Source organism: Pseudoalteromonas sp. P1-26, assembly GCF_001401795.1.
Lineage (GTDB): Bacteria > Pseudomonadota > Gammaproteobacteria > Enterobacterales > Alteromonadaceae > Pseudoalteromonas.
Window position 1 is genome coordinate 22,703 of sequence record NZ_LKDX01000023.1, and the last position, 18,888, is coordinate 41,590.

23 protein-coding genes are annotated in these 18,888 nt (G+C 42.2%); 12 read left to right on the plus strand and 11 right to left on the minus strand.

Annotated elements, in window-relative coordinates; all coding sequences use genetic code 11:
• Positions 1–13: 13 nt before the first annotated feature.
• The 6 genes from AN394_RS12400 to cyaY are packed head-to-tail and all read right to left on the minus strand — an operon-like array spanning position 14 to position 5,806.
• Positions 14–1,123, minus strand: a complete 1,110-nt coding sequence (locus AN394_RS12400; protein WP_055021649.1) for a heme biosynthesis HemY N-terminal domain-containing protein — start codon at positions 1,121–1,123, stop codon at positions 14–16.
• Positions 1,120–2,940: a uroporphyrinogen-III synthase gene (locus tag AN394_RS12405; RefSeq protein ID WP_055021650.1), complete on the minus strand. Its 1,821-nt coding sequence runs from the start codon at positions 2,938–2,940 to the stop codon at positions 1,120–1,122. The genes AN394_RS12400 and AN394_RS12405 overlap by 4 nt, the downstream gene beginning before the upstream one ends.
• 1 nt (position 2,941) lies before the next feature.
• Positions 2,942–3,880, minus strand: coding sequence for a hydroxymethylbilane synthase (gene hemC, locus AN394_RS12410; RefSeq protein WP_055021651.1), 939 nt, complete (start codon positions 3,878–3,880; stop codon positions 2,942–2,944).
• Positions 3,881–3,916: 36 nt separating this feature from the next.
• Positions 3,917–4,807 carry a DUF2914 domain-containing protein gene (locus AN394_RS12415; protein WP_055021652.1) on the minus strand — a complete coding sequence of 297 codons (891 nt, stop codon included), beginning with the start codon at positions 4,805–4,807 and terminating at the stop codon, positions 3,917–3,919.
• 22 nt (positions 4,808–4,829) lie between these two features.
• Positions 4,830–5,486, minus strand: coding sequence for an alpha/beta hydrolase (locus AN394_RS12420; RefSeq protein ID WP_055021653.1), 657 nt, complete (start codon positions 5,484–5,486; stop codon positions 4,830–4,832).
• On the minus strand, positions 5,483–5,806 hold the full coding sequence (gene cyaY / locus AN394_RS12425) for an iron donor protein CyaY (RefSeq protein WP_054554661.1): 324 nt from the start codon (positions 5,804–5,806) through the stop codon (positions 5,483–5,485). Before cyaY ends, AN394_RS12420 begins: the two co-directional genes overlap by 4 nt.
• A 148-nt stretch (positions 5,807–5,954) precedes the next feature.
• On the opposite strand from cyaY, the gene lptM reads away from it, so the two are divergent.
• The 8 genes from lptM to AN394_RS12465 all read left to right on the plus strand — a co-directional run bounded on the left by lptM (position 5,955) and on the right by AN394_RS12465 (position 12,115).
• Complete coding sequence (lptM, locus tag AN394_RS12430) at positions 5,955–6,134, plus strand: LPS translocon maturation chaperone LptM (RefSeq protein WP_054554660.1); 180 nt, start codon at positions 5,955–5,957, stop codon at positions 6,132–6,134.
• Positions 6,135–7,388, plus strand: a complete 1,254-nt coding sequence (gene lysA, locus AN394_RS12435) for a diaminopimelate decarboxylase (protein ID WP_054563682.1) — start codon at positions 6,135–6,137, stop codon at positions 7,386–7,388.
• A gap of 64 nt (positions 7,389–7,452) precedes the next feature.
• The gene (gene dapF, locus AN394_RS12440; protein ID WP_055021654.1) at positions 7,453–8,283 is read left to right on the plus strand and encodes a diaminopimelate epimerase; all 831 of its coding nucleotides are present in this window, start codon (positions 7,453–7,455) and stop codon (positions 8,281–8,283) included.
• Positions 8,280–8,891 carry a DUF484 family protein gene (locus tag AN394_RS12445; protein WP_054563684.1) on the plus strand — a complete coding sequence of 204 codons (612 nt, stop codon included), beginning with the start codon at positions 8,280–8,282 and terminating at the stop codon, positions 8,889–8,891. Before dapF ends, AN394_RS12445 begins: the two co-directional genes overlap by 4 nt.
• Positions 8,888–9,841, plus strand: coding sequence for a tyrosine recombinase XerC (locus tag AN394_RS12450; protein ID WP_055021655.1), 954 nt, complete (start codon positions 8,888–8,890; stop codon positions 9,839–9,841). The genes AN394_RS12445 and AN394_RS12450 overlap by 4 nt, the downstream gene beginning before the upstream one ends.
• A gap of 12 nt (positions 9,842–9,853) precedes the next feature.
• Positions 9,854–10,564 carry an HAD-IA family hydrolase gene (locus AN394_RS12455; protein ID WP_055021656.1) on the plus strand — a complete coding sequence of 237 codons (711 nt, stop codon included), beginning with the start codon at positions 9,854–9,856 and terminating at the stop codon, positions 10,562–10,564.
• 69 nt (positions 10,565–10,633) lie between these two features.
• Positions 10,634–11,746 carry a retropepsin-like aspartic protease gene (locus tag AN394_RS12460; protein ID WP_055021657.1) on the plus strand — a complete coding sequence of 371 codons (1,113 nt, stop codon included), beginning with the start codon at positions 10,634–10,636 and terminating at the stop codon, positions 11,744–11,746.
• A gap of 9 nt (positions 11,747–11,755) precedes the next feature.
• Positions 11,756–12,115, plus strand: coding sequence for a HopJ type III effector protein (locus tag AN394_RS12465; protein WP_055021658.1), 360 nt, complete (start codon positions 11,756–11,758; stop codon positions 12,113–12,115).
• A 13-nt stretch (positions 12,116–12,128) separates the two neighbouring features.
• Here AN394_RS12465 and AN394_RS12470 read toward each other — a convergent pair whose 3' ends face one another.
• Positions 12,129–12,536: an N-acetyltransferase gene (locus AN394_RS12470; RefSeq protein WP_055021659.1), complete on the minus strand. Its 408-nt coding sequence runs from the start codon at positions 12,534–12,536 to the stop codon at positions 12,129–12,131.
• A 47-nt stretch (positions 12,537–12,583) separates the two neighbouring features.
• The gene (locus AN394_RS12475; RefSeq protein WP_055021660.1) at positions 12,584–12,889 is read right to left on the minus strand and encodes a DUF6482 family protein; all 306 of its coding nucleotides are present in this window, start codon (positions 12,887–12,889) and stop codon (positions 12,584–12,586) included.
• 80 nt (positions 12,890–12,969) lie between these two features.
• Between AN394_RS12475 and AN394_RS12480 the strand changes: the two genes are divergently transcribed.
• The 3 genes from AN394_RS12480 (at position 12,970) to AN394_RS12490 (ending at position 15,313) form a co-directional block, all read left to right on the plus strand.
• Positions 12,970–13,656 (plus strand): pseudouridine synthase, encoded by a 687-nt coding sequence (locus AN394_RS12480; RefSeq protein ID WP_054563733.1) that lies wholly within the window; start codon positions 12,970–12,972, stop codon positions 13,654–13,656.
• A 68-nt stretch (positions 13,657–13,724) separates the two neighbouring features.
• Positions 13,725–14,099, plus strand: a complete 375-nt coding sequence (locus tag AN394_RS12485; RefSeq protein ID WP_054554650.1) for a BlaI/MecI/CopY family transcriptional regulator — start codon at positions 13,725–13,727, stop codon at positions 14,097–14,099.
• A gap of 8 nt (positions 14,100–14,107) precedes the next feature.
• A complete protein-coding gene (locus tag AN394_RS12490; RefSeq protein WP_054563691.1) occupies positions 14,108–15,313 on the plus strand; it encodes a TonB family protein in 1,206 nt (401 codons plus the stop codon).
• Between the two features lie 77 nt (positions 15,314–15,390).
• Here AN394_RS12490 and AN394_RS12495 read toward each other — a convergent pair whose 3' ends face one another.
• Complete coding sequence (locus AN394_RS12495) at positions 15,391–15,774, minus strand: MAPEG family protein (RefSeq protein WP_054554648.1); 384 nt, start codon at positions 15,772–15,774, stop codon at positions 15,391–15,393.
• A 235-nt stretch (positions 15,775–16,009) separates the two neighbouring features.
• Here AN394_RS12495 and AN394_RS12500 point away from each other — a divergent pair, with 235 nt between their 5' ends.
• Complete coding sequence (locus AN394_RS12500; protein ID WP_082401736.1) at positions 16,010–16,888, plus strand: DMT family transporter; 879 nt, start codon at positions 16,010–16,012, stop codon at positions 16,886–16,888.
• Positions 16,889–16,928: 40 nt separating this feature from the next.
• On the opposite strand, the gene AN394_RS12505 is transcribed toward AN394_RS12500, so the two are convergent.
• Together AN394_RS12505 and AN394_RS12510 are read right to left on the minus strand one after the other, a co-directional pair.
• Positions 16,929–17,246 (minus strand): multidrug efflux SMR transporter, encoded by a 318-nt coding sequence (locus AN394_RS12505; protein ID WP_054554646.1) that lies wholly within the window; start codon positions 17,244–17,246, stop codon positions 16,929–16,931.
• On the minus strand, positions 17,246–18,778 hold the full coding sequence (locus AN394_RS12510) for a carbon-nitrogen hydrolase family protein (protein WP_054563693.1): 1,533 nt from the start codon (positions 18,776–18,778) through the stop codon (positions 17,246–17,248). The genes AN394_RS12505 and AN394_RS12510 overlap by 1 nt, the downstream gene beginning before the upstream one ends.
• Between the last annotated feature and the right edge of the window lie 110 nt (positions 18,779–18,888).

Sequence of the window (18,888 nt, forward strand, 5' to 3'; positions counted from 1 at the left end):
GGCTGGAGTAAAATTATTGATAGAGTACCAATGCTTTTTCTGGTTGGGCACTCTTACTGTAGCTTAGCACCGCTTGCTGCAAATAAGCATGGCGATTATCTGCATTAAGCGCTTTATCAAACACTCGCGCGGCTAAGTCGTATTCACCGTGAGCATTAGCTAAACATGCAAGGGCTAGTAATAAGTCTGTATTTTCGGCGTCTTTTTTTAATACATCCTGCAAACTTGATTGCAGCTTGAGTGCATCGCCAGCGCTACTAGTACGTAAAATACGTGCTAAATCTTTATGCTGTAGCGGTTTTTTGATCATTTTAATTAAGCTTAGCTCAATTTTGTTTAACTCACCTGCCTTCGCCATCGCCGTTAAATAGCTTACCTCTGCGTGTGGCTTCAAGTTTTTGGCTAATTGCTCATAACGCTCAGTTAAATCCCCGTTTGACTGAGCTGCAAAGTAACGGTCGAACAATTGTTGCCACTCTTGCTCTGAAAGTACTTTTTTGCGTAATAAACGTGGCATAAAGTCATTAAGTGCCGCCCACTTTTGCTCTTGCACTAAAACATGGGCATACATTTTAAGCTCTAAACGAGAGGCTTTTTTGCGTTCAGCTAACGCTTTAAGGTCAGCAAAAATAGTGCTGGTTTCGCCGCTAGCAATCCATAAATTAGCCACCTTTAGCTGCTTATCTTGGCTTATTTTATCAAGATAGCTAATTGCTTTTTCATTTTCATTATTCGCCAGTGCCGCTTTAGCTAGAAGCGCAAAACGTATATCGCTCCACTTTTGTGCAACACTGTTGTTATCAAGTGCAAGCTCAAGCTCCGTATAATCGTTATTTATTAAGCTCCATACACCTTGCTCAATAGCCGCTTGTTTACGCTCTTCACTGCGCGCAAAGAAACCATGGCGTGTATGGCTATATAAAGATATTACGTAACGGCAAAGCTTATAAAGTAAAAACAGTGCAGCGAATGCCAATATTAAAAGTGCAGTAACGCCCCAAATAGTCCCTTCAATGGTTGTTTTATTAAAGGCAATTAGTACATAACCCTTTTGATCTATAAAAAAAGGGGCAATCCCTAAGCAGACTGCTATTGCAATAATGATTAATAAAAAGCGGATCATTGTGCCCACTCCTTCACCTGCTCAGTACTTTGTAATGACACTTTTGGACTAAAATTGAGCTGCTCTTTCGAAAGCTCAGCAAGACTTTTTAAGGCCGCTTTTGTTTGCGCATCATCTTGTTTGAAGTAATCTTTTACCAAGCTATGAGCAGCATCAACAGCACTAAAATACACACTGCTTTGTTTACTTAATACAGCATCTTGTGCTTGAGCTAAGTATAAACTTAAGCGCTGTTTTACTAGGTGACGCTCTTGCTCACTTAAAAATGGTGCGATAACCATATCTTCACGTGTGCGTACTTCTACAAAGAAGTCTTTAAACTGCTGCCACGACTTCGCAAGGTTTTGACGCCACTCACTCACATTTTCACTTAATTGATTTGGGTCTTCTTTGACGACCTCTTCAGGGAGTGAAATAGCATTAAATACCAGTTCATCAACTTTTTGATTAATGCCATGCAGTTTTAAATAAATTGCTTCAACAGCCACAGGTTCTATGGCATTCAAGGTTTGTAAATCTTGGTGAATTGCTTGGCGAATAGCGCCTGTACCCGGGTGTTCTGCAAGTAAGCTATCTAAGCGAGATAGCACAGCAGCAGCCCCTTGGTAATCGTGCTCTGCCCACAATTTAAACTCGGCCATACGCTGCAGGCTTGTGACTTCTTGCGGATTAAGCGTGAAAGTTTGCTGCTCGGCGCGCTTTAAAGCCGCTTGTAATTGCTGCTGTGTTTGCTCTGCACTTTCATTTAGTGCATCAGAGACCTTTTGTTCACTGTTATAAAGCGAGTGCTGCATTGTTTGTTGGGCACTTTTTAATGCATCAATTTGCTGCTGTAAGCGTAGGTTTTCATCTGTCAGCTCAGTCAATGCCACAGCCGATTGCTGATCGCTATTTAATTTTAGATAAAACTCATAGCCAACTGCACCAGCCACTAAAAGTGAAATAAGTAACGCTAAGCTACCTGTTTTGCTGATGCCTCTTTTAGCTTGTACAGGCGCTTTCGCCCCAATATTTGCCGTTTGCGCTTTTTTCTCTGGCTTTGCAGTCACTGGCTTTGCGGGTTGTTTTGATTCTGCTTCACTCATTTTGCTACCTTGCTGATTAATGCAGGTGAACATAGCGCTGTCGCTCGCCCCTGCAGCAATATGTATCTGTGTTCTTGCGACATTCTGTTGCTTTAAATAATCAGCGATACGCTCACTGGCAACGAAAAATTGTCGCTCTTTCAACCATGCAAGCTGAGGCTCATTTAGGCCATTAAAAATGGCATCCACCGCTGCATTACTGGTAATGACTATACCTTCTACATCAATTGTTTGCCAGTGGTCCATCCACTTGCCCGGTTCGCTCTCAATTGCGCTCCGCTTGTAAACAACCAACTGATTTAATAAAGCACCACGTTGTTTTAAGGTTTTTGCTATGGTCGTGCGCCCACCTTCACCTTTCACTAAAACGATGTTACTTAGTTCAACATCTTGTAGTGTTTTTAATTCAAGCAGACCTTCTGAATCATGCTGTTTGGGCACTGCGGCTCGTCGCCCAAAGGCTTCATAAACCGCATCAGCCGTTTGCTGACCGACCGCATAAAGTTGCGCTGCTTTGTTGATGGTTGGTGTGAGTTTTAATAAGGCATGCACGGCATCTTGCGAGATAAAAATGATTTTATCGGCATTTTCTAGCGGCGCGAGCTCACTACTATTTACGGTGAGGTAATCTAAGGTAAGGACTGGACACAGGGTTGTTTGATAACCCGCCTGCTGAAGCTCAAGAGCAAGCTCAGTGCCTTTTCCTTCTGGACGAGTTATCAAAATATGCATATTAAGCGTCTCTATATACTTCAGCTAAAATTTTATCAGCACCTTGCTCAAGTAGCTTTTCAGCAAGTGTAATACCTAACTGCTCTGCGTCAGCCACAGGGCCTGTCACTTCATCACGCAGCATTTGGCTGCCATCAATAGCGCCCACTAAACCACGTAAATGCACTTGCTCACCATCAACCAATGCAAATGCACCAATTGGCACTTGGCAACCACCTTCTAAACGGCGATTCATAGCACGCTCAGCATTAACACGAATACGTGTTTCATTATGTTCGAGTGGCGCTAACAGTGCTTTTGTCACTTCATCATCAATACGGCACTCAATACCCACAGCACCTTGACCATTTGCAGGTAATGATACCTCTGGCTCGATAAAAGCTGTAATACGCTCAGGCATTTCTAAACGAATTAGACCCGCTGCAGCTAGGATGATTGCATCATATTGACCATCATCTAGTTTTGCTAAACGAGTATTAACATTACCGCGTAAATCACGAATGTCTAAATCTGGGCGAGCTTCGCGAATTTGGCATTGGCGGCGTAAGCTTGATGTACCAACAATAGCGCTTTGTGGTAACTCATCTAAGCTTTTGTAGTTGTTTGATACAAACGCATCGCGCGGGTCTTCACGCTCACAAATTGTGTGTAACGCTAACCCTTCAGGAAACTCAACAGGCACATCTTTCATTGAATGCACCGCGATATCTGCACGACCATCAAGCATGGCTTGCTCAAGCTCTTTTACGAATAAGCCTTTACCACCAATCTTGGCCAGTGGTGTATCAAGGATAATATCGCCTTGCGTCGACATAGGAACCAACTCTACCGTTACATCGTCGTGGAAGTGCTCTAGTTGAGCTTTTACAAATTCAGCCTGCCATAAAGCAAGTGCACTTTTACGGGTAGCGATACGAACTAGTTTTGTTGTCTGTGTCATGAAAAATCCAATTAATTATCAGGCTGATACTAAATATTACTCAGCTAAAATTCTAAATTCTTTTTGGGCCAGTAAGTTGCCATCTGCGTCAATAACTTCAACACGCCAATCACCCAGTTGTTCTGGCATAATGTTTTTCGTTGAATAAGTACGAAAACGTGGACTACTTACGGCCAATTCAATCGAAGCAAGCTGTTGACCTTGGTAATACCATTGGTGACGAACAGCTTGTCCCTGCATATTTCTAAGCTCGCTAAAAAAGCTCAGGCTATTGCTTATTTGCGCTAATTTTACATCGTTTTTTAAAACGTTTACTGGTTCTCGATCAACAACATCGGTTGTTAATACCGCGCGGCTTACTTTATCTGTGTCTATTTTAGCGCCAATTGCGACACTGGCAATATGTGCTGACTGCGAAAACTGCTGCTGAGCATCAGGAGCAGCAGCAATCTCTACTTGCTGTTCAGTTTGTGGTGCTTCTTCACCATCAGGGGTGACAGCTGGTGTTTCAGGTTGTTGCTCATCAACAACCTCTTCACTGTCGAACTCAGTCTCTGCTGTTGTAACGTCAGGTTCTACAATGTTTGAACTCACAACCTCTGCTTTAGTAGTTTCTGTGCTATCAGCCTGCGGTGTTTGCTCATTCATTAACGAAGCATCGACTTCTTTTGGCTCTTCTTGCTCAGCGTCATTTAAAGAAGCTTGTAATTCAGCATTTGTAAACTCTGCTTGCGGTTCATCTTGCGGAGATTGTTCAGCATTTACAGCACCAGTAAAGCTATACACTAAAATAGCCAATGCTACTAAGATAACACTGCTAACCATAAAAATGCGTCGCCAATGCCATTGGTAAGTCACTGCTGTCGGTGTTGAACTTGCCGATTCAACGGCATTCATATTTGCTGTAATTACAAGTTTCTTTGTCATGTTGGCCTCTAAAACCAAAAAATTAACTCAAGCGAGCAATTAACCACTCTCGAATAGCCATCAGTTCTTCACCACAAACTTGGTGCGCCATCGGATAGTCTTGCCAGCTTACTTCCATGTTGTTAGCGCTAAGCACGTCAAATGCTTGTCTGCCTGCACTATGCGGTACCACATCGTCAAATCGACCATGTGCCATAAAAATATTTAACCCCTGCTGCTTGGCTTCATCAGCAAATTTTGCAGGTACACACATATAGGTTGAAAGTGCCATTACACCCGCTAATTTATAATCTAGACGTGGCGCTAAGTGCAGCGATACCACACCTCCTTGCGAAAAACCGGCAAGAATAATTTTGTTTGGGGCGATACCATTTGCTATTTCTTGATCAATAATTGCTGCCACTTTTGCAGCAGATTCACGCACTCCTTGCTCATCAGCACGCTTATCTAAATCCATCGATTTAATATCGTACCAAGAACGCATTGCCATACCACCATTTATGGTGACCGGCTGCATTGGCGCATGTGGAAACACAAAACGTACGCCAAGCTCTTTTGGTAGAGCAAGTTGCGGTGCAACGGGAGCAAAACCATCACCCGAATCACCTAAACCATGTAGCCAGATAACCGTTGCTTTGTGGTCGCCTTGTGCTGAGTACTCAACAAACTCTAAACTCATAGTTCAGAACGCCATTCAATTGTTTGACCTGCTTGGCGAGTTGCCGCATCACACATAAATTGCCAAAACTCTGCACCTGAACGGTTATCAATCCACTTATCGTCGCGTAGTTCAAAATGGTGACCATTAAATTTAGTCGCAACCCAAACTTGGTGTAATGGTGCTTGCTTGTTGATCACAATTTTACTGCGATCAGGAAAGATGATTTCTAAAATACCTGACGCTGATTCATAGTCTAAATCGGCATCACATTCATCGATTTGCTCTTCAATAGTTAGCATTAATGCATCGGCTAGTGTGTGGTATTCATGATCAGTCATTTTAGTGTCCTTTAACTGGCTTTAAGCCTAGATCTGGGGGCAGATTGTGTACATCAAGTGTAACAGGAATAAATTCATCCGCGAATAGCTGCATTTTTTAAATATTCTGTTACTCTGCGATTATAAAGCCAGCAACCGTATTAATCTAATGAAAGAGACTCATAGCCAAAAATTAAAAACCATTTTACCTCTAAGCGCCCTTCTACTAACCCTAGCAGGTTGCGGACAAAGTGGTGCTCTTTATCTGCCAGATGATACTAAGCCGCCTGCAAAGTCTCAGCCGCAAGCTGATCCATCCGAACAACCAGAGCAAAAACAGGACCAATAGATGGACTTTTTTAACTACAATAATAATCAGCTGTTCGCTGAAGACATCGCTGTCAAAGAGCTTGCCGAACAATATGGTACGCCTTGTTATATCTATTCTCGCAAAACCTTTGAACGTCATTATCTAGCATTCGCTGAAGCTGCTAAGTCACATAAGAGCTTGGTGTGCTATGCCGTAAAAGCCAACTCAAATATTGCCGTGCTGAATATTTTAGCGCGACTTGGGTCTGGTTTTGATATTGTCTCAAAAGGTGAGCTTGCGCGCGTTATCCAAGCAGGCGGAGACGCAAGTAAGGTTGTTTTTTCTGGCGTTGCAAAAACCGCTGACGAAATTGCCTATGCACTTGAATTGGGGATCAAGTGTTTTAACGTTGAGTCAGTGGCTGAGCTTGAGCGTATTTCAAAAGTGGCAACGGATCTTAACTTAGTGGCACCGATTTCGATTCGCGTAAACCCAGATATAGATGCAAAAACGCACCCTTATATCTCAACCGGCTTAAAAGAGAATAAGTTTGGTATTGATATTCAAACTGCGGTAACTGTGTATCAACATGCAGCATCATTACCCGGTTTAAAAATTACCGGTGTAGATTGCCACATCGGTTCGCAGCTAACGGAAATAAAACCTTTCTTAGCAGCCCTTGAAAAAGTACTGACTCTTATCGAAGAGTTAAAAGCGGTTGGCATCAAGCTAACTCACCTAGATATCGGTGGTGGTCTTGGCGTGCCTTATAATGGCGAAACACCTCCTCACCCGAGCGAGTATGTTGATAAAATTACCGCTCGATTAGCAGACTACCAAGATTTAGAACTTATTTTTGAACCTGGTCGTGCGATTGCAGCCAACGCAGGTATTTTAGTTACTAAAGTTGAGTTTATAAAACAAAACCAAGATAAGTTCTTTGCTATTGTTGATGCAGGCATGAACGATATGTTGCGTCCATCGCTGTATCAAGCTTGGCAAAGTATTGTACCAGTTGAACCTCGCGCAGATGATACGCCTACTTACAACTACGACATTGTCGGCCCTGTCTGTGAAACCGGTGACTTTTTAGGTAAAGACCGTGAGCTTGCACTTCAAGCCGGTGACCTTTTAGCGCAGCGCAGCGCTGGCGCATATGGTTTCACTATGAGCTCAAACTACAACTCACGCCCGCGTGTTGCAGAGATTATGGTGGATGGTCAGCAAAGCCATTTAATTCGCCAACGCGAAACCTTAGAAAGCCTTTGGCAAGGTGAGAAAATTTTACCATAAACGTTTTTATAACCGCCCTGCTCTGTGGCATGATTAGCTCAGAGCAAACCCGAATTAGAGCGTTATGTTAGTTAATTTTTCAAAAATGCACGGCCTAGGTAATGACTTTGTCGTTATTGATAACATTACTCAAAATGTTTTTTTATCACGTGATCAAATAAAGAAGCTGGCAGATCGCCATTTCGGCATTGGCTTCGATCAACTGCTTATGGTTGAAGCCCCTTACTCTCCTGATCTCGATTTTCATTATCGTATTTTCAATGCCGATGGTAACGAAGTTGAACAGTGCGGCAACGGTGCGCGCTGTTTCGCCCGCTTTGTACGTATGAAAGGCCTGACCAATAAGCATAAAATATCGGTTTCAACAAAATCTGGTAACCTCACGCTTTATATAGAGAAAGATGGCCAAGTAACGGTAAATATGGGCCACCCCAATTTTGAACCGAATAAAATCCCATTAAAAGCCAGCAAGCGTGAGTTGACCTATATTCTTCGCACGGAAGAACATACGGTATTTAGTGGCGCAGTATCGATGGGTAACCCGCATTGCGTGTTAGAAGTTGATGACATTCATAGCGCAGAAGTAACAACCTTAGGCCCACTGCTTGAAAATCATGAACGCTTTCCACAACGCGCAAATGTTGGTTTTATGCAGGTAATTTCGCAAGATCACATTAAACTAAGAGTGTGGGAACGTGGCGTTAGTGAAACCTTGGCCTGTGGTACAGGTGCCTGTGCTGCGGTCGTGGTTGGTCAAATTCAGAGTAAACTTGCTACTACCGTACAAGTTGACTTACCCGGCGGCAGTTTGCAAGTACGCTGGCAAGGCGAAGGCCACCCTGTACGAATGACAGGCCCTGCTGAGCATGTTTTTGATGGACAAGTGGCACTATGAGCAAACTAACAGAACAACAAATTGCTGAATATTTAAAAGCACACCCTGATTTTTTTATTAAAAACCCTGATGTGCTCGCTGAAGTTGAACTACAACAGCAAACGGCTGGAACAACGTCTTTGGTGCATATTCAACAGCGCCAATTACGTGAACACAATACGTTATTAAAAAATAAAATTGAGCAGCTCGTTGAACAAGCAAAAGAAAACGAGTTAATTTACCGCTTATTTAGCGACTGTCATCGTCAGTTATGGACTAACTACGACTTCACGACACTGGCTAGCAACTTGCGCAATATTATCTGCACGAATCCATCCATTAACGAATGCCACTTAGTTAAGTACGATAAAAAGTTTGATGAGTTAATTGCTCACCGCTTACAAAACGACGGCATTTACTTGGGTCGAGTAAGCCAACAAGAAAGAGACTTACTGTTTTCAGACACGACTCAATCGACTGCTTTATATCTAATTGGTAACACGAAACACCCTGTGGCTATTTTGGCGTTTGGTAGTGATGACGTAAATCACTTCGAACCGGCAAAAGACAGCTTTTTTGTCCTTGAGTTTGTGCGCTCATTGCAACTGCGCTTATTGGAACTTGCATGAGCGATGTGACAACGCCAGACATTAATGAATTAAGTGATGCTTGGCGAACACCCATCCAACTTTTTGCAGACTACTTACGCTACGAAAAACAATACTCAGCGCACACAGTAAACCAATATACGAGCCAACTAGGCTTCGCAGCTTTGTACTTTAGTAAACTATGTGAAGACTGGTTTGCTGTTCAAGGTGAGCATATTCGCCGTTACAGCATGCAAATGCGCAGCAAACAATTGAGTGGTCGCACAATCAGTTTAAAACTAAGCTGTATTCGCAGTTTATATAAATTCTTAAAAGCCAAGAATATAGCCAGACAGGTACATTATCACAATCCGGCAGAGGCCATTAAAGGGCCAAAATTTTCCAAGCCTTTACCCAAAAATTTAGACGTAGATCAAATGGCTAAGCTTCTAGAACTGCCAGATGATGAGCCTTTAGCTATTCGTGACAAAGCCATGATGGAATTAATGTACTCTTCGGGTCTGCGCATTAGCGAGTTAGTTGGTGCTAACATACAGGATATAAATCCAACTGAAGGCGAAATTTTAGTCCGTGGTAAAGGTAACAAAGAACGCTTATTACCTGTAGGCAGCAAAGCGCTCAGTGCATTAAAAGCATGGCTGAAAATTCGCCCTCAATTTGCACATCCTGATGAAATAGCCGTGTTTGTTAGCAGCCAAAAAAAGCGAATTTCCGTACGCCAAGTTCGCTTACGGATGCAAGAATGGGGAATTAAGCAAGGGATCAGCTCGCAAGTGCACCCACATAAATTACGCCACTCGTTTGCATCACATATCTTAGAATCATCAGGGGATCTGCGTGCCGTACAAGAACTCTTAGGACACAGTAGTTTGTCTGCAACGCAAGTTTATACGCATTTAGATTTTCAGCATTTAGCTAAAGTGTACGATAACACCCATCCACGCGCTAAAAAGCGCTCAACATCAGAGTAAACCCTTGTCATTATGATCCGATTTAACCGTGCCCTATCGCCAGTTTCTGTTTTAAGTTTTGATTTAGACGACACACTTTACAACAACCATCCGATCATAAAATCAGCCTTGCAAGCACAAGCTGATTACCTCGAAGCGCTAGAACAATGGCCCACCGATAGCATGAGCTACTGGTTAACATGCCGCGATAATGCTTTAAAACATGATGCAACTTTAATTGATGACGTTACACGCTGGCGACAAGCAGCATTACACTATGCCATGACCGATCTGGGTTTTTCAGCAGAGCAAGCTCAATTGCATGCCGTAAACGCTTATCAGGCATTCGCTGATGCCCGCAGTCAAATAACCGTGACTGATGAAGTGCTTGAATTACTTGCTAACCTCAGTAAACACTACCACCTCATCGCCATCACCAATGGTAATGTCGAAGTAGAAAAGTTTAACCTTAATGGTGTGTTTGAGTTAGTTTTACAAGCAGGCCCACACGGAAAAGCAAAGCCGCACAGCGCCTTATTTGATAGCGCAGCCAAAAAATTAGAAGTGCCTCACAAGGAAATTTTGCACATTGGCGATAGCCTAGATACTGATGTCCAAGGTGCCAATAATGCCGGATGCCAAAGCGTTTGGCTAAATAACCAAGCAACGCAATATCGTTATCAAGGATTAGCAGATATTGAAATAAGCAATATCATGGCGCTCAATCATTTGATTAAAAAGTAACGACTTTGAGAAATTTGTTTTATGCTGAGCAAGTAGGCAACGAAGATTTAAAACTGGTGGGCGAAACGGATGAATGCTTTTCTTAAATTAATATTGCTACTTTCTCTTAGTTTAAATGGTTACTTTATTTGGCAGCTTTTTAACCCAGCAAAGCCTATAGAAATAGAAACTGTCGCACCAGCGCCTAAAGTACAAAAAGGCACGGTCTTACCTGCCCACTTCCAGCAAGCAGTTGCACTATTTAGCAATCAGTTATTTGATAAAGCCGTCGCTGAGTACACTCAATTACTTGTGAATGAACCTCGCTATGCAAGGCAGCTAAAGCAAGCTTGGCAACAGCAACTAGAATCATGGCTTTCCCATAAAAAGTTCACTTTAAGTGAGCAATTTTTAACGGCCTTTTTAAATAGCCACCCTTACGATGTCACCATGCTTGAACTTGAAGCTAAGCGTTTAATCGCACAAGGTGATACCCAACAAGGAATCATCAATTTACTGGCTCTTAGCAACCAGTTAGACAGCAATGATAAACAACAACTTAACAAACAAATAGACGAGCTAAGCACATCCTATATTGATGAACTTATTGCGACGCAACAATGGCAAGCCCTGCTTAATATTAGTCAACAATGGCTTGATTACACGCCTGGCAATGCGCAGTACTTATATAACTATGCATTAGCTAACTATCATTTAGAAGATTACGTCGCGAGCCAAATAACCCTAGATCAACTGCCTGAAGATCATGACTATAAACAACAGGCCGAGCAATTACACCTATTGATTCAACAAGCCTTAGCAGGTGTTGAAGTTATAAAATTAACCGCTCGAGGTTCACATTATTTAGTAAACAGTATTATCAACGATGATATTGAAACCGAACTGATGATCGACACAGGCGCTAGCTTTACTGTAATCAACCAAACATTATTAAACTCGCTTAACACTCCAGCAAATTTTCTTGGCGCACTTAAGGTAAACACAGCTAATGGCATTGTTGAAGCACAGCGGTATCAGCTCGAATCCTTTCAAGTCGGACAACAACGTATTCGTAATTTTGAAGTGCTGGTAATAGAAAATCATGCTGGCTATGGCTTATTAGGTATGAACTTTTTAGAGAATTTTAAGTTTAATATCAATCAGCAAGTGAATGAGTTAGAGTTGATAAAGAACAATTTTTAAGGACAAGCAATGACTCTTAACGAATTTCTTTCGAAATTAGCAAGCACACCACAGCAAATTGAGTTTACCGATACCATGGCGGTAATTGACAGCAATTATGATTTTACCCCAAGCGCTTTTAATAATCATGGCTTGCTTAGCGAGGCAAATGAAAATAATGGCTCATGTAAAATTTTTGCCTTTGCAAAGCTTAATCAACTAAGCAAACAAAACACCCTCGATTGTTTTGGCGCGTTTTATCGTGATGATGTGTTGCCCAATCCTGAAGGGCAAGACCACATGAACATTCGAACCTTTATGCTTGCCCCTGAAGCGACTCCTTTCTTAGGAATTACATTTACCGAGCAAGACGTGCTTAAAGCGAAGTGATTAAAACCAATAATTAAAGGGTTTTTTCCATAAAATAACGGCAGCCGTCGAGTGGGTAGTTACTCATTTCGTATTTGACTTGGTAGCCGTTTTTTTCGTAAAAGGGTTTGGCTTGAAAATCGAGCGTATCAAGTTGAGCGGTATTTGCACCAAACGCTTTAGCTTTGCTCTCTAATTCGGCTAACAACCGTGTCGCAAGCCCTTTACCACGCGTCTTATCATCACACCAAAGCCAACTAATAAGCAGCCAATTACCAAATACTTGGCCATGAATACCAGCTACAACACTGTTATGTTTATTAACGAACTTAAAGCCTAAAGGAATACGCTCGGCATTAAAACGCGCGGCGTTGAAAGCCACAATATGTTCTCTTAGCTGATTGTTTAGATCAGCTGAGTCATCACTTTTTAATTGATACATAGCATACCTATAAAATGTTATGACTCAGTATACGCTTATATCGTTAATCAGTATAAGTGGTTCTTGCCATAAGGTACTTCGAGCATGTTACTCGCGAGCTTTTCGGGCTGACCGCACATTTCATCATAAGCACTGGTGTGGCGTAAAACCATATCACCATAACTTAAGTGTTCGAGGCGCTTTTGAATGTGCAACGGGCTAATATCGCGAATAAACTCACCTTGCTCATCAGTGACATAATACTCAACGTTATTTATTAGCACAGACACTTGATACAGCGCCATTTCCAACGAATGAAGGATAACTTTTTGCAGTGGCTGATGGTCTGCAAGCTCTGATAACTTGATAGGCATGTGCGTTCCTCTTTGATGGTGGAACTATCTATACGTGATTTTGGTATACTGTGATCAAATTAATTGTACAAAAATCACTCATGCCAGAAAAAGTACGACTTGCTAAATTTATTGCCCATGCGGGTGTTTGCTCTCGAAAGCAAGCATCGCGTTTGATAGATCAAGGTGAGGTAACAGTAAATGGCCGTGCCGCAAATCATATAGATCATGTTGATGAGCACGATGATGTGATTGTACTTGGCGAAAAAATTTCAGCAAAAGCGCCACTCACCTACTTTGCGTATCACAAACCCGTTGGTATAGATTGCAAATTAAATGCTGACGACCCAACCAGTCTTATTCATAGTCTGCCTAAAACTACCCGGGTTTACCCAATTGGCCGGCTCGACAAAGACTCCCGAGGTTTGTTGATTTTGACCAATGACGGTGAGTTTTGTAATCAACTTATCCACCCTGATTACCACCAACCCAAGCGCTATTTAGTCACCGTAGATAAACCTCTTGATAGTGATTTTTGTAAAAAAATGGCAAACGGTGTGCCTGTAGATAAACAAATAACCCTTCCTTGTGAGGTGGCTCAAGTCACCGAAACACAGTTTTGCATCGTCTTAAAACAAGGTTTAAACCGGCAAATACGTAAAATGGCACGTTTTTGTGGCTACAAAGTCATCGACCTGTACCGCACTGATATCGCAAAACTGTCACTCACCACGCTGAATTTGCCCGAAGGGCAGATAGTCAGTATCAAAAAAAGTGACATTCTCTAACAAAAAAGTTTGCATTAATTGATTACGCGTGTAATCTTAAATCAAAGATTACATCTGTAGGCATAAAAATGATTGAACTTTCTAAAGCTGAATTCGAAGTATTAGATGCGGTATGGCTTGGCTACCCAGCCACGGCTAGTGAAGTAATTGCGCGTTTAAGTGACGATAAAGAATGGCACGAAAAAACCATCAAAACGCTACTAAGCCGTTTAGTTAAAAAAGGCGCACTTAGCTTCGAGAAACAAGGCCGCCAATATAACTACACTCCTTGCATCGCCCGTGAAGAATACACATTAAAAGAAAGCCAAAGCTTTATTGAACGCTTTTTTAATGGCCGTATTGCGCCACTGGTGAGTGGCTTTGCTAAATCAGAGCAACTCTCGCAACATGATATTGATGAGCTGAAAAAGGTCATTGATGATTGGGAAAAACAGCAAAAATAAGGCTTGTTATGTTAGATGCATTTTTTAATTGGCTGTTAGATCAACAACTTTTGATCTCATCTGCAATAATGTTTTTATTGCTGCTAGAGCGAAAGTTGCTAAGCCAGCTGTCGGCACGCTTGGTTTATACACTGTGGGCGCTTTTACCAATTAGTTTATTGTTAGCGAACCTACCAGAACACTTAAAACCAATTCAAAACGACTTTATCAGTAAGCTGACTATCACACCAAACACAGCAATAATGCCGCAGTTTACGCTCACTTGGTTTGCTATTTATGGCTTTATTAGTGCCGCACTGCTGATCACTGCCGTATATTTTCATTACCGTTTTCTAGCAAAACTGCAATTAGTACCAATTACGCTTGATCGTCACAACAACCAAAGTATACGCATATACCAAAGCAACCAAGTGAGCTCACCTATGGTTGTAGGAGTTATAAACACCAAGCTAGTAATGCCTACAAACTATCAAAGCCATTACAACAGCCATGCTTTAGCGCTTATTTTAGAACATGAATCAGTGCACATTAAACGCAAAGATAACCTAATTAATGCCATCGCTTTAAGTGCCACTATTTTGCTGTGGTTTAACCCTGTCGCTTGGCTTGGTTATGCAAGTCTGCGCCGCATTCAAGAGCTTTCATGTGATGAGCAAGTACTCAAAAATAAATCAACTGAACAACGAATTCTATACAGTAAGGCATTAGTGCACTGTGCAAGCTTTAGCAGAACAGGCTTAATGGCTTATTCACAATACGGAGATAAAAACACCATGTTACAACGTCTAAATCAAATAAAGCAGATCGACAACAGCTCATTTATTGCAAAAACAGCGTTAGTTATTTTTACAGCGGGCATGCTTAGCAGCTTTGCGATTGCAAAACAGCCGATGTCCGTTGAAAAGACAAAGGACTATCAAGCGGTTATGCGTGTAGAGCCGATATACCCAATTCAAGCTGCAGAGCAAGGTATTAGCGGTTCAGTCGTTTTGAAATACGATATTTTACCAAGCGGCGCCACCAGCAATGTTAGTGTAGTAAGTGCAGAGCCTGAAGGTGTTTTCAATCGAGAAGCGAAAAGAGCCTTAAAACAATGGCAATATGCGCCGTCTGAATCTGGCTTTCAAAACGCCTTAGTACAACTCGATTTCGCCTTAGACGAAAACTATCAAGCAAAGGATTTAATAGAAAAAATTAAAGTTAGCTCTAAGTAAAAGTAACCACTTAAGACCCTAAAGCAAGCGCCTTATTTAAGCCGCTTGCTTTGTGGTTTTTGAATATTTGCTCTTAGCTAAAGACAAAGAGCAATCATAGCCACAGCACAAACATAGCCAACAAGCCAAACTAATGAACGTAAAATATCCTGGTTTATGTAGTAGAAAATACAATACAACACACGGGCAATAACATGCACAATCGCTAGGGTCTCAGTTACCTGATAGACATTATTGCTACCTATAACGACTGCCAGAGCGACAGCAAAAATAATCAGCGATTCAAAGCTATTTTGATGTGCTGCCAACGCACGAGCACCAAAGCCGGTTAGTTTAGCTTGTTGCTCGCGTGGGTGCTTATTGTCGTAGCCTGCCAACTTATTTTGTGCAAAAGCCACAGGCGCTTTGGCTAAATAGGGTATGAGTACTGCGATGAGTGCACAGATAATCAGTGTGGTCATGATATTTCCTTATCTTTTAACTGTAATACCCTACCCTAGCGTAAACAAAAAAAAGCCGCTACTTAAAACAGCAGCGGCCAGCAATAGCATCATTGTCACTATAGTCTAATGACGGCATAAAAGCCCTGCGGCATATTGTCACAGCTGAGTTTTTCTCAAGTTGGTCGATAAGCTAATGCTCTCATACTTTGGTTTTGTTACTCTAAGCGCCTCTCCTCATTAATTTATTTTCAATATGACTTGGATTTTCTTAACTATTTTTGCGGCATTTATGCAGTCGTGGCGCAATGCACTGCAAAGTAAACTGAGTGCAACAGTGAGCGTTGCAGGGGTAACGCTTGCTCGCTTTATTATTGCCAGCCCGATTGCTGCCCTGTATTTATTTGTACTTTATCAGTATCAAGACGCCGCACTCCCTGACTTTAATCTGGCTTTTATTGGCTACATTGTTGGCGCCAGTATCGTCCAAATCGTTGCCACCGGTTTGATGGTAAAACTGTTTAAAATGAATAACTTTGCAGTCGGTGCCGGGCTTGCAAAAAGTGAAGCGCTGATGGCGGCCATTTTAGGCGTTATGTTCTTCGGCTCAGCACTCTCACTGCTAGGTTGGGTTGGCGTATTTATTGGTGCAATTGCGGTATTGCTATTAAGTGGCATCGCGAATGTTAAACACTTTAATTTGGGCACCGCACTGCTTGGGCTTGCTTGCGGCACTTCTTTTGCTCTTTCATCGTCATGGATCCGTGAGGCAAGTTTAAATTCAGGGCTGACTTTCCCACACTCGGCCGCTTGGGTGTTGTTACTGATTATCAGCTTACAAACCTTGATGCTGTGCGTGTATATTGCATTCAAAGAACGCGATACATTTAAGAAAATGTGGCATCACAAAGGCACTACTACCGCTGTTAGTGTTTGTAGCTGTTTAGGTTCAATCGGTTGGTTTAGCGCTATGAGCTTGCAGCATGTTGCTTATGTAAAAACACTGGGGCAGATAGAAGTATTCTTTACCATTTTGGTATCGATTCTTTGGTTAAAACAACCTTTAAAGCGCCAAGACACGGCTGGGCTTGTGTTGATTGCACTGGCAGCCATCCTGGTAATGCTACCAAATTAGGCTTATTCCTAGTCATTAAAAAAGCGGCTATGCCGCTTTTTTAATGACTAATTTTTAGGGTTATTACACCGCTAATTATCAGCAATACTCCGGCAATACGGCCAAATGTGGCGGCATCCCCATAAAATAAAATACCAACTAAGAAAGTGCCTGCTGCTCCTATGCCTGTCCATACCGCATAAGATGTTCCCATCGGAATATCCTTTTGCGCCAACCACAGCATAAAACCACTAGCGACCATAAATGCGACGGCTATCGCAATGCCTAACCAGCGACTGTCTGCCTGTTGAGACATTTTAAGGCCAACAGGCCAGCCAATTTCTAAAAGACCTGCGACAATTAAATACAACCACGCCATTAGTGATCTCGCTTTTTCAAGATCACGTCATACAGATCTTCACGGCGGTCTTTTAAGTTTCTAACAGTACCTTCACTGTGAAGGATTTTCAGTTTATCCATATCTAAATCACTGAATAACAGCATTTCGGTATTCGGTGTTGCTTCATTCAAGGTTGCATCATGCGGGAACGAAAAGTCAGAAGGGGTAAGCACTGCTGATTGCGAATACTGTACGTCTAAGCTTTCTACTTCAGGTAAGTTACCAACCGAGCCTGCAATCACAACATAACATTCATTTTCAATTGCGCGTGCTTGTGCACAATGGCGTACACGTAAGTAACTATTTTTTGTATCCGTCCAAAATGGCACGAACAAAATATCTAACCCTTGCTTAGCGAGAATACGTGACAGCTCAGGGAACTCTACATCGTAACAAATTTGAATACCAATACGACCCGCATCCGTTTCAAATACAGCAATTTTGTCACCGCCTTGGATCACCCAGTCATTTTGCTCGTGAGGGGTAATATGAATTTTGCGCTGCTCATCAATTTTACCGCTGCGGTGGCACAAATAGCTGACATTATAAATCTTGTCATCTTCTGCGAGTGGCATGGAGCCTGTGATAATATTGGCATTGTATTCAACCGCCATGCGTGACATTGCATCACGGAAGGTTTCTGTGTACTCGGCCAAATAGCGAATAGCTTCCGTTTGATTACTTTGTTCGGTAAGACCCATTAACGGGGCATTGAAAAATTCCGGAAACAGAATAAAGTCACTCTTATAGTCAGACACCGTATCAACAAAGTATTCCACTTGCTTGAGCAGCTCTTCAACAGACTCAACACAGCGCATTTGCCACTGTACAGCACCGACACGCACAATTGATTTAGTCGACTCAAGTACCGTATCCGTCGGCTCAAACATAATGTTATTCCACTCTAGTAAAGTGGCATAACCTACTGACTCCTGATCTTCAGGAAGGTATTTTTTAAGTAAACGTTTAACTTGGAAATCATTAGATAACTGAAAGCTTAAAATCGGATCGTACAGCTCTTTGTGGTCAACTTTTTCGATGTACTCCATCGGCGACATCTCTGCACTGTGATTGTAATAACGCGGAATACGCCCACCCGCTAAAATAGCGCGTAAGTTATACTGACGACATAGCTCTTTACGTGCATCGTATAAGCGACGACCCAGTCGCATCCCTCGGTGAGTTGATGAAATCACCACATCTAAACCATAAAGTGCATCACCTTCAGGATCACTAAATACACGGTCATGACCATCAACAATGTCTTCGTAGGTATGTGGGTTAGAAAAGCGCGCGTAATCAACCTGTACACTCAAGGCAATGCCCACTAAAACACCATCGTCAACAATACCTATTTGCCCTTCCGGAAACTGGTCTATTAGCCTAAAAATAGTATGGCTTGGCCAAGCACCACCAAGCCCTGGGTACGCTTGATCCATGAGGGTCTTTATTTGTGGGTACTGTTCTTTGGTTAGATTACAGATCTCTAAATGCGTTTTTTCCGCCGGCATAGCTACTCCTTTTTAGGCACGAGAGAATAATCACAGCAAACATTGCTCAGCATGTTTCTAGATTAGCTTTAACTAGAGTGGCATCAAATGCCCACTCTGCCAAGCCCCAA

Coding starts and splice junctions, on each gene's coding strand:
- AN394_RS12415 (WP_055021652.1), bottom strand. CDS start 4,807: ATGACAAAGAAACTTGTAATTACAGCAAATATGAATGCCGTTGAATCG.
- AN394_RS12465 (WP_055021658.1), top strand. CDS start 11,756: ATGACTCTTAACGAATTTCTTTCGAAATTAGCAAGCACACCACAGCAA.
- AN394_RS12470 (WP_055021659.1), bottom strand. CDS start 12,536: ATGTATCAATTAAAAAGTGATGACTCAGCTGATCTAAACAATCAGCTA.
- lysA (WP_054563682.1), top strand. CDS start 6,135: ATGGACTTTTTTAACTACAATAATAATCAGCTGTTCGCTGAAGACATC.
- AN394_RS12510 (WP_054563693.1), bottom strand. CDS start 18,778: ATGCCGGCGGAAAAAACGCATTTAGAGATCTGTAATCTAACCAAAGAA.
- AN394_RS12480 (WP_054563733.1), top strand. CDS start 12,970: ATGCCAGAAAAAGTACGACTTGCTAAATTTATTGCCCATGCGGGTGTT.
- AN394_RS12455 (WP_055021656.1), top strand. CDS start 9,854: ATGATCCGATTTAACCGTGCCCTATCGCCAGTTTCTGTTTTAAGTTTT.
- AN394_RS12450 (WP_055021655.1), top strand. CDS start 8,888: ATGAGCGATGTGACAACGCCAGACATTAATGAATTAAGTGATGCTTGG.
- AN394_RS12505 (WP_054554646.1), bottom strand. CDS start 17,246: ATGGCGTGGTTGTATTTAATTGTCGCAGGTCTTTTAGAAATTGGCTGG.
- dapF (WP_055021654.1), top strand. CDS start 7,453: ATGTTAGTTAATTTTTCAAAAATGCACGGCCTAGGTAATGACTTTGTC.
- lptM (WP_054554660.1), top strand. CDS start 5,955: ATGAAAGAGACTCATAGCCAAAAATTAAAAACCATTTTACCTCTAAGC.
- AN394_RS12500 (WP_082401736.1), top strand. CDS start 16,010: ATGACTTGGATTTTCTTAACTATTTTTGCGGCATTTATGCAGTCGTGG.
- AN394_RS12405 (WP_055021650.1), bottom strand. CDS start 2,940: ATGCATATTTTGATAACTCGTCCAGAAGGAAAAGGCACTGAGCTTGCT.
- AN394_RS12445 (WP_054563684.1), top strand. CDS start 8,280: ATGAGCAAACTAACAGAACAACAAATTGCTGAATATTTAAAAGCACAC.
- AN394_RS12420 (WP_055021653.1), bottom strand. CDS start 5,486: ATGAGTTTAGAGTTTGTTGAGTACTCAGCACAAGGCGACCACAAAGCA.
- AN394_RS12460 (WP_055021657.1), top strand. CDS start 10,634: ATGAATGCTTTTCTTAAATTAATATTGCTACTTTCTCTTAGTTTAAAT.
- AN394_RS12400 (WP_055021649.1), bottom strand. CDS start 1,123: ATGATCCGCTTTTTATTAATCATTATTGCAATAGCAGTCTGCTTAGGG.
- cyaY (WP_054554661.1), bottom strand. CDS start 5,806: ATGACTGATCATGAATACCACACACTAGCCGATGCATTAATGCTAACT.
- AN394_RS12490 (WP_054563691.1), top strand. CDS start 14,108: ATGTTAGATGCATTTTTTAATTGGCTGTTAGATCAACAACTTTTGATC.
- AN394_RS12475 (WP_055021660.1), bottom strand. CDS start 12,889: ATGCCTATCAAGTTATCAGAGCTTGCAGACCATCAGCCACTGCAAAAA.
- hemC (WP_055021651.1), bottom strand. CDS start 3,880: ATGACACAGACAACAAAACTAGTTCGTATCGCTACCCGTAAAAGTGCA.
- AN394_RS12485 (WP_054554650.1), top strand. CDS start 13,725: ATGATTGAACTTTCTAAAGCTGAATTCGAAGTATTAGATGCGGTATGG.
- AN394_RS12495 (WP_054554648.1), bottom strand. CDS start 15,774: ATGACCACACTGATTATCTGTGCACTCATCGCAGTACTCATACCCTAT.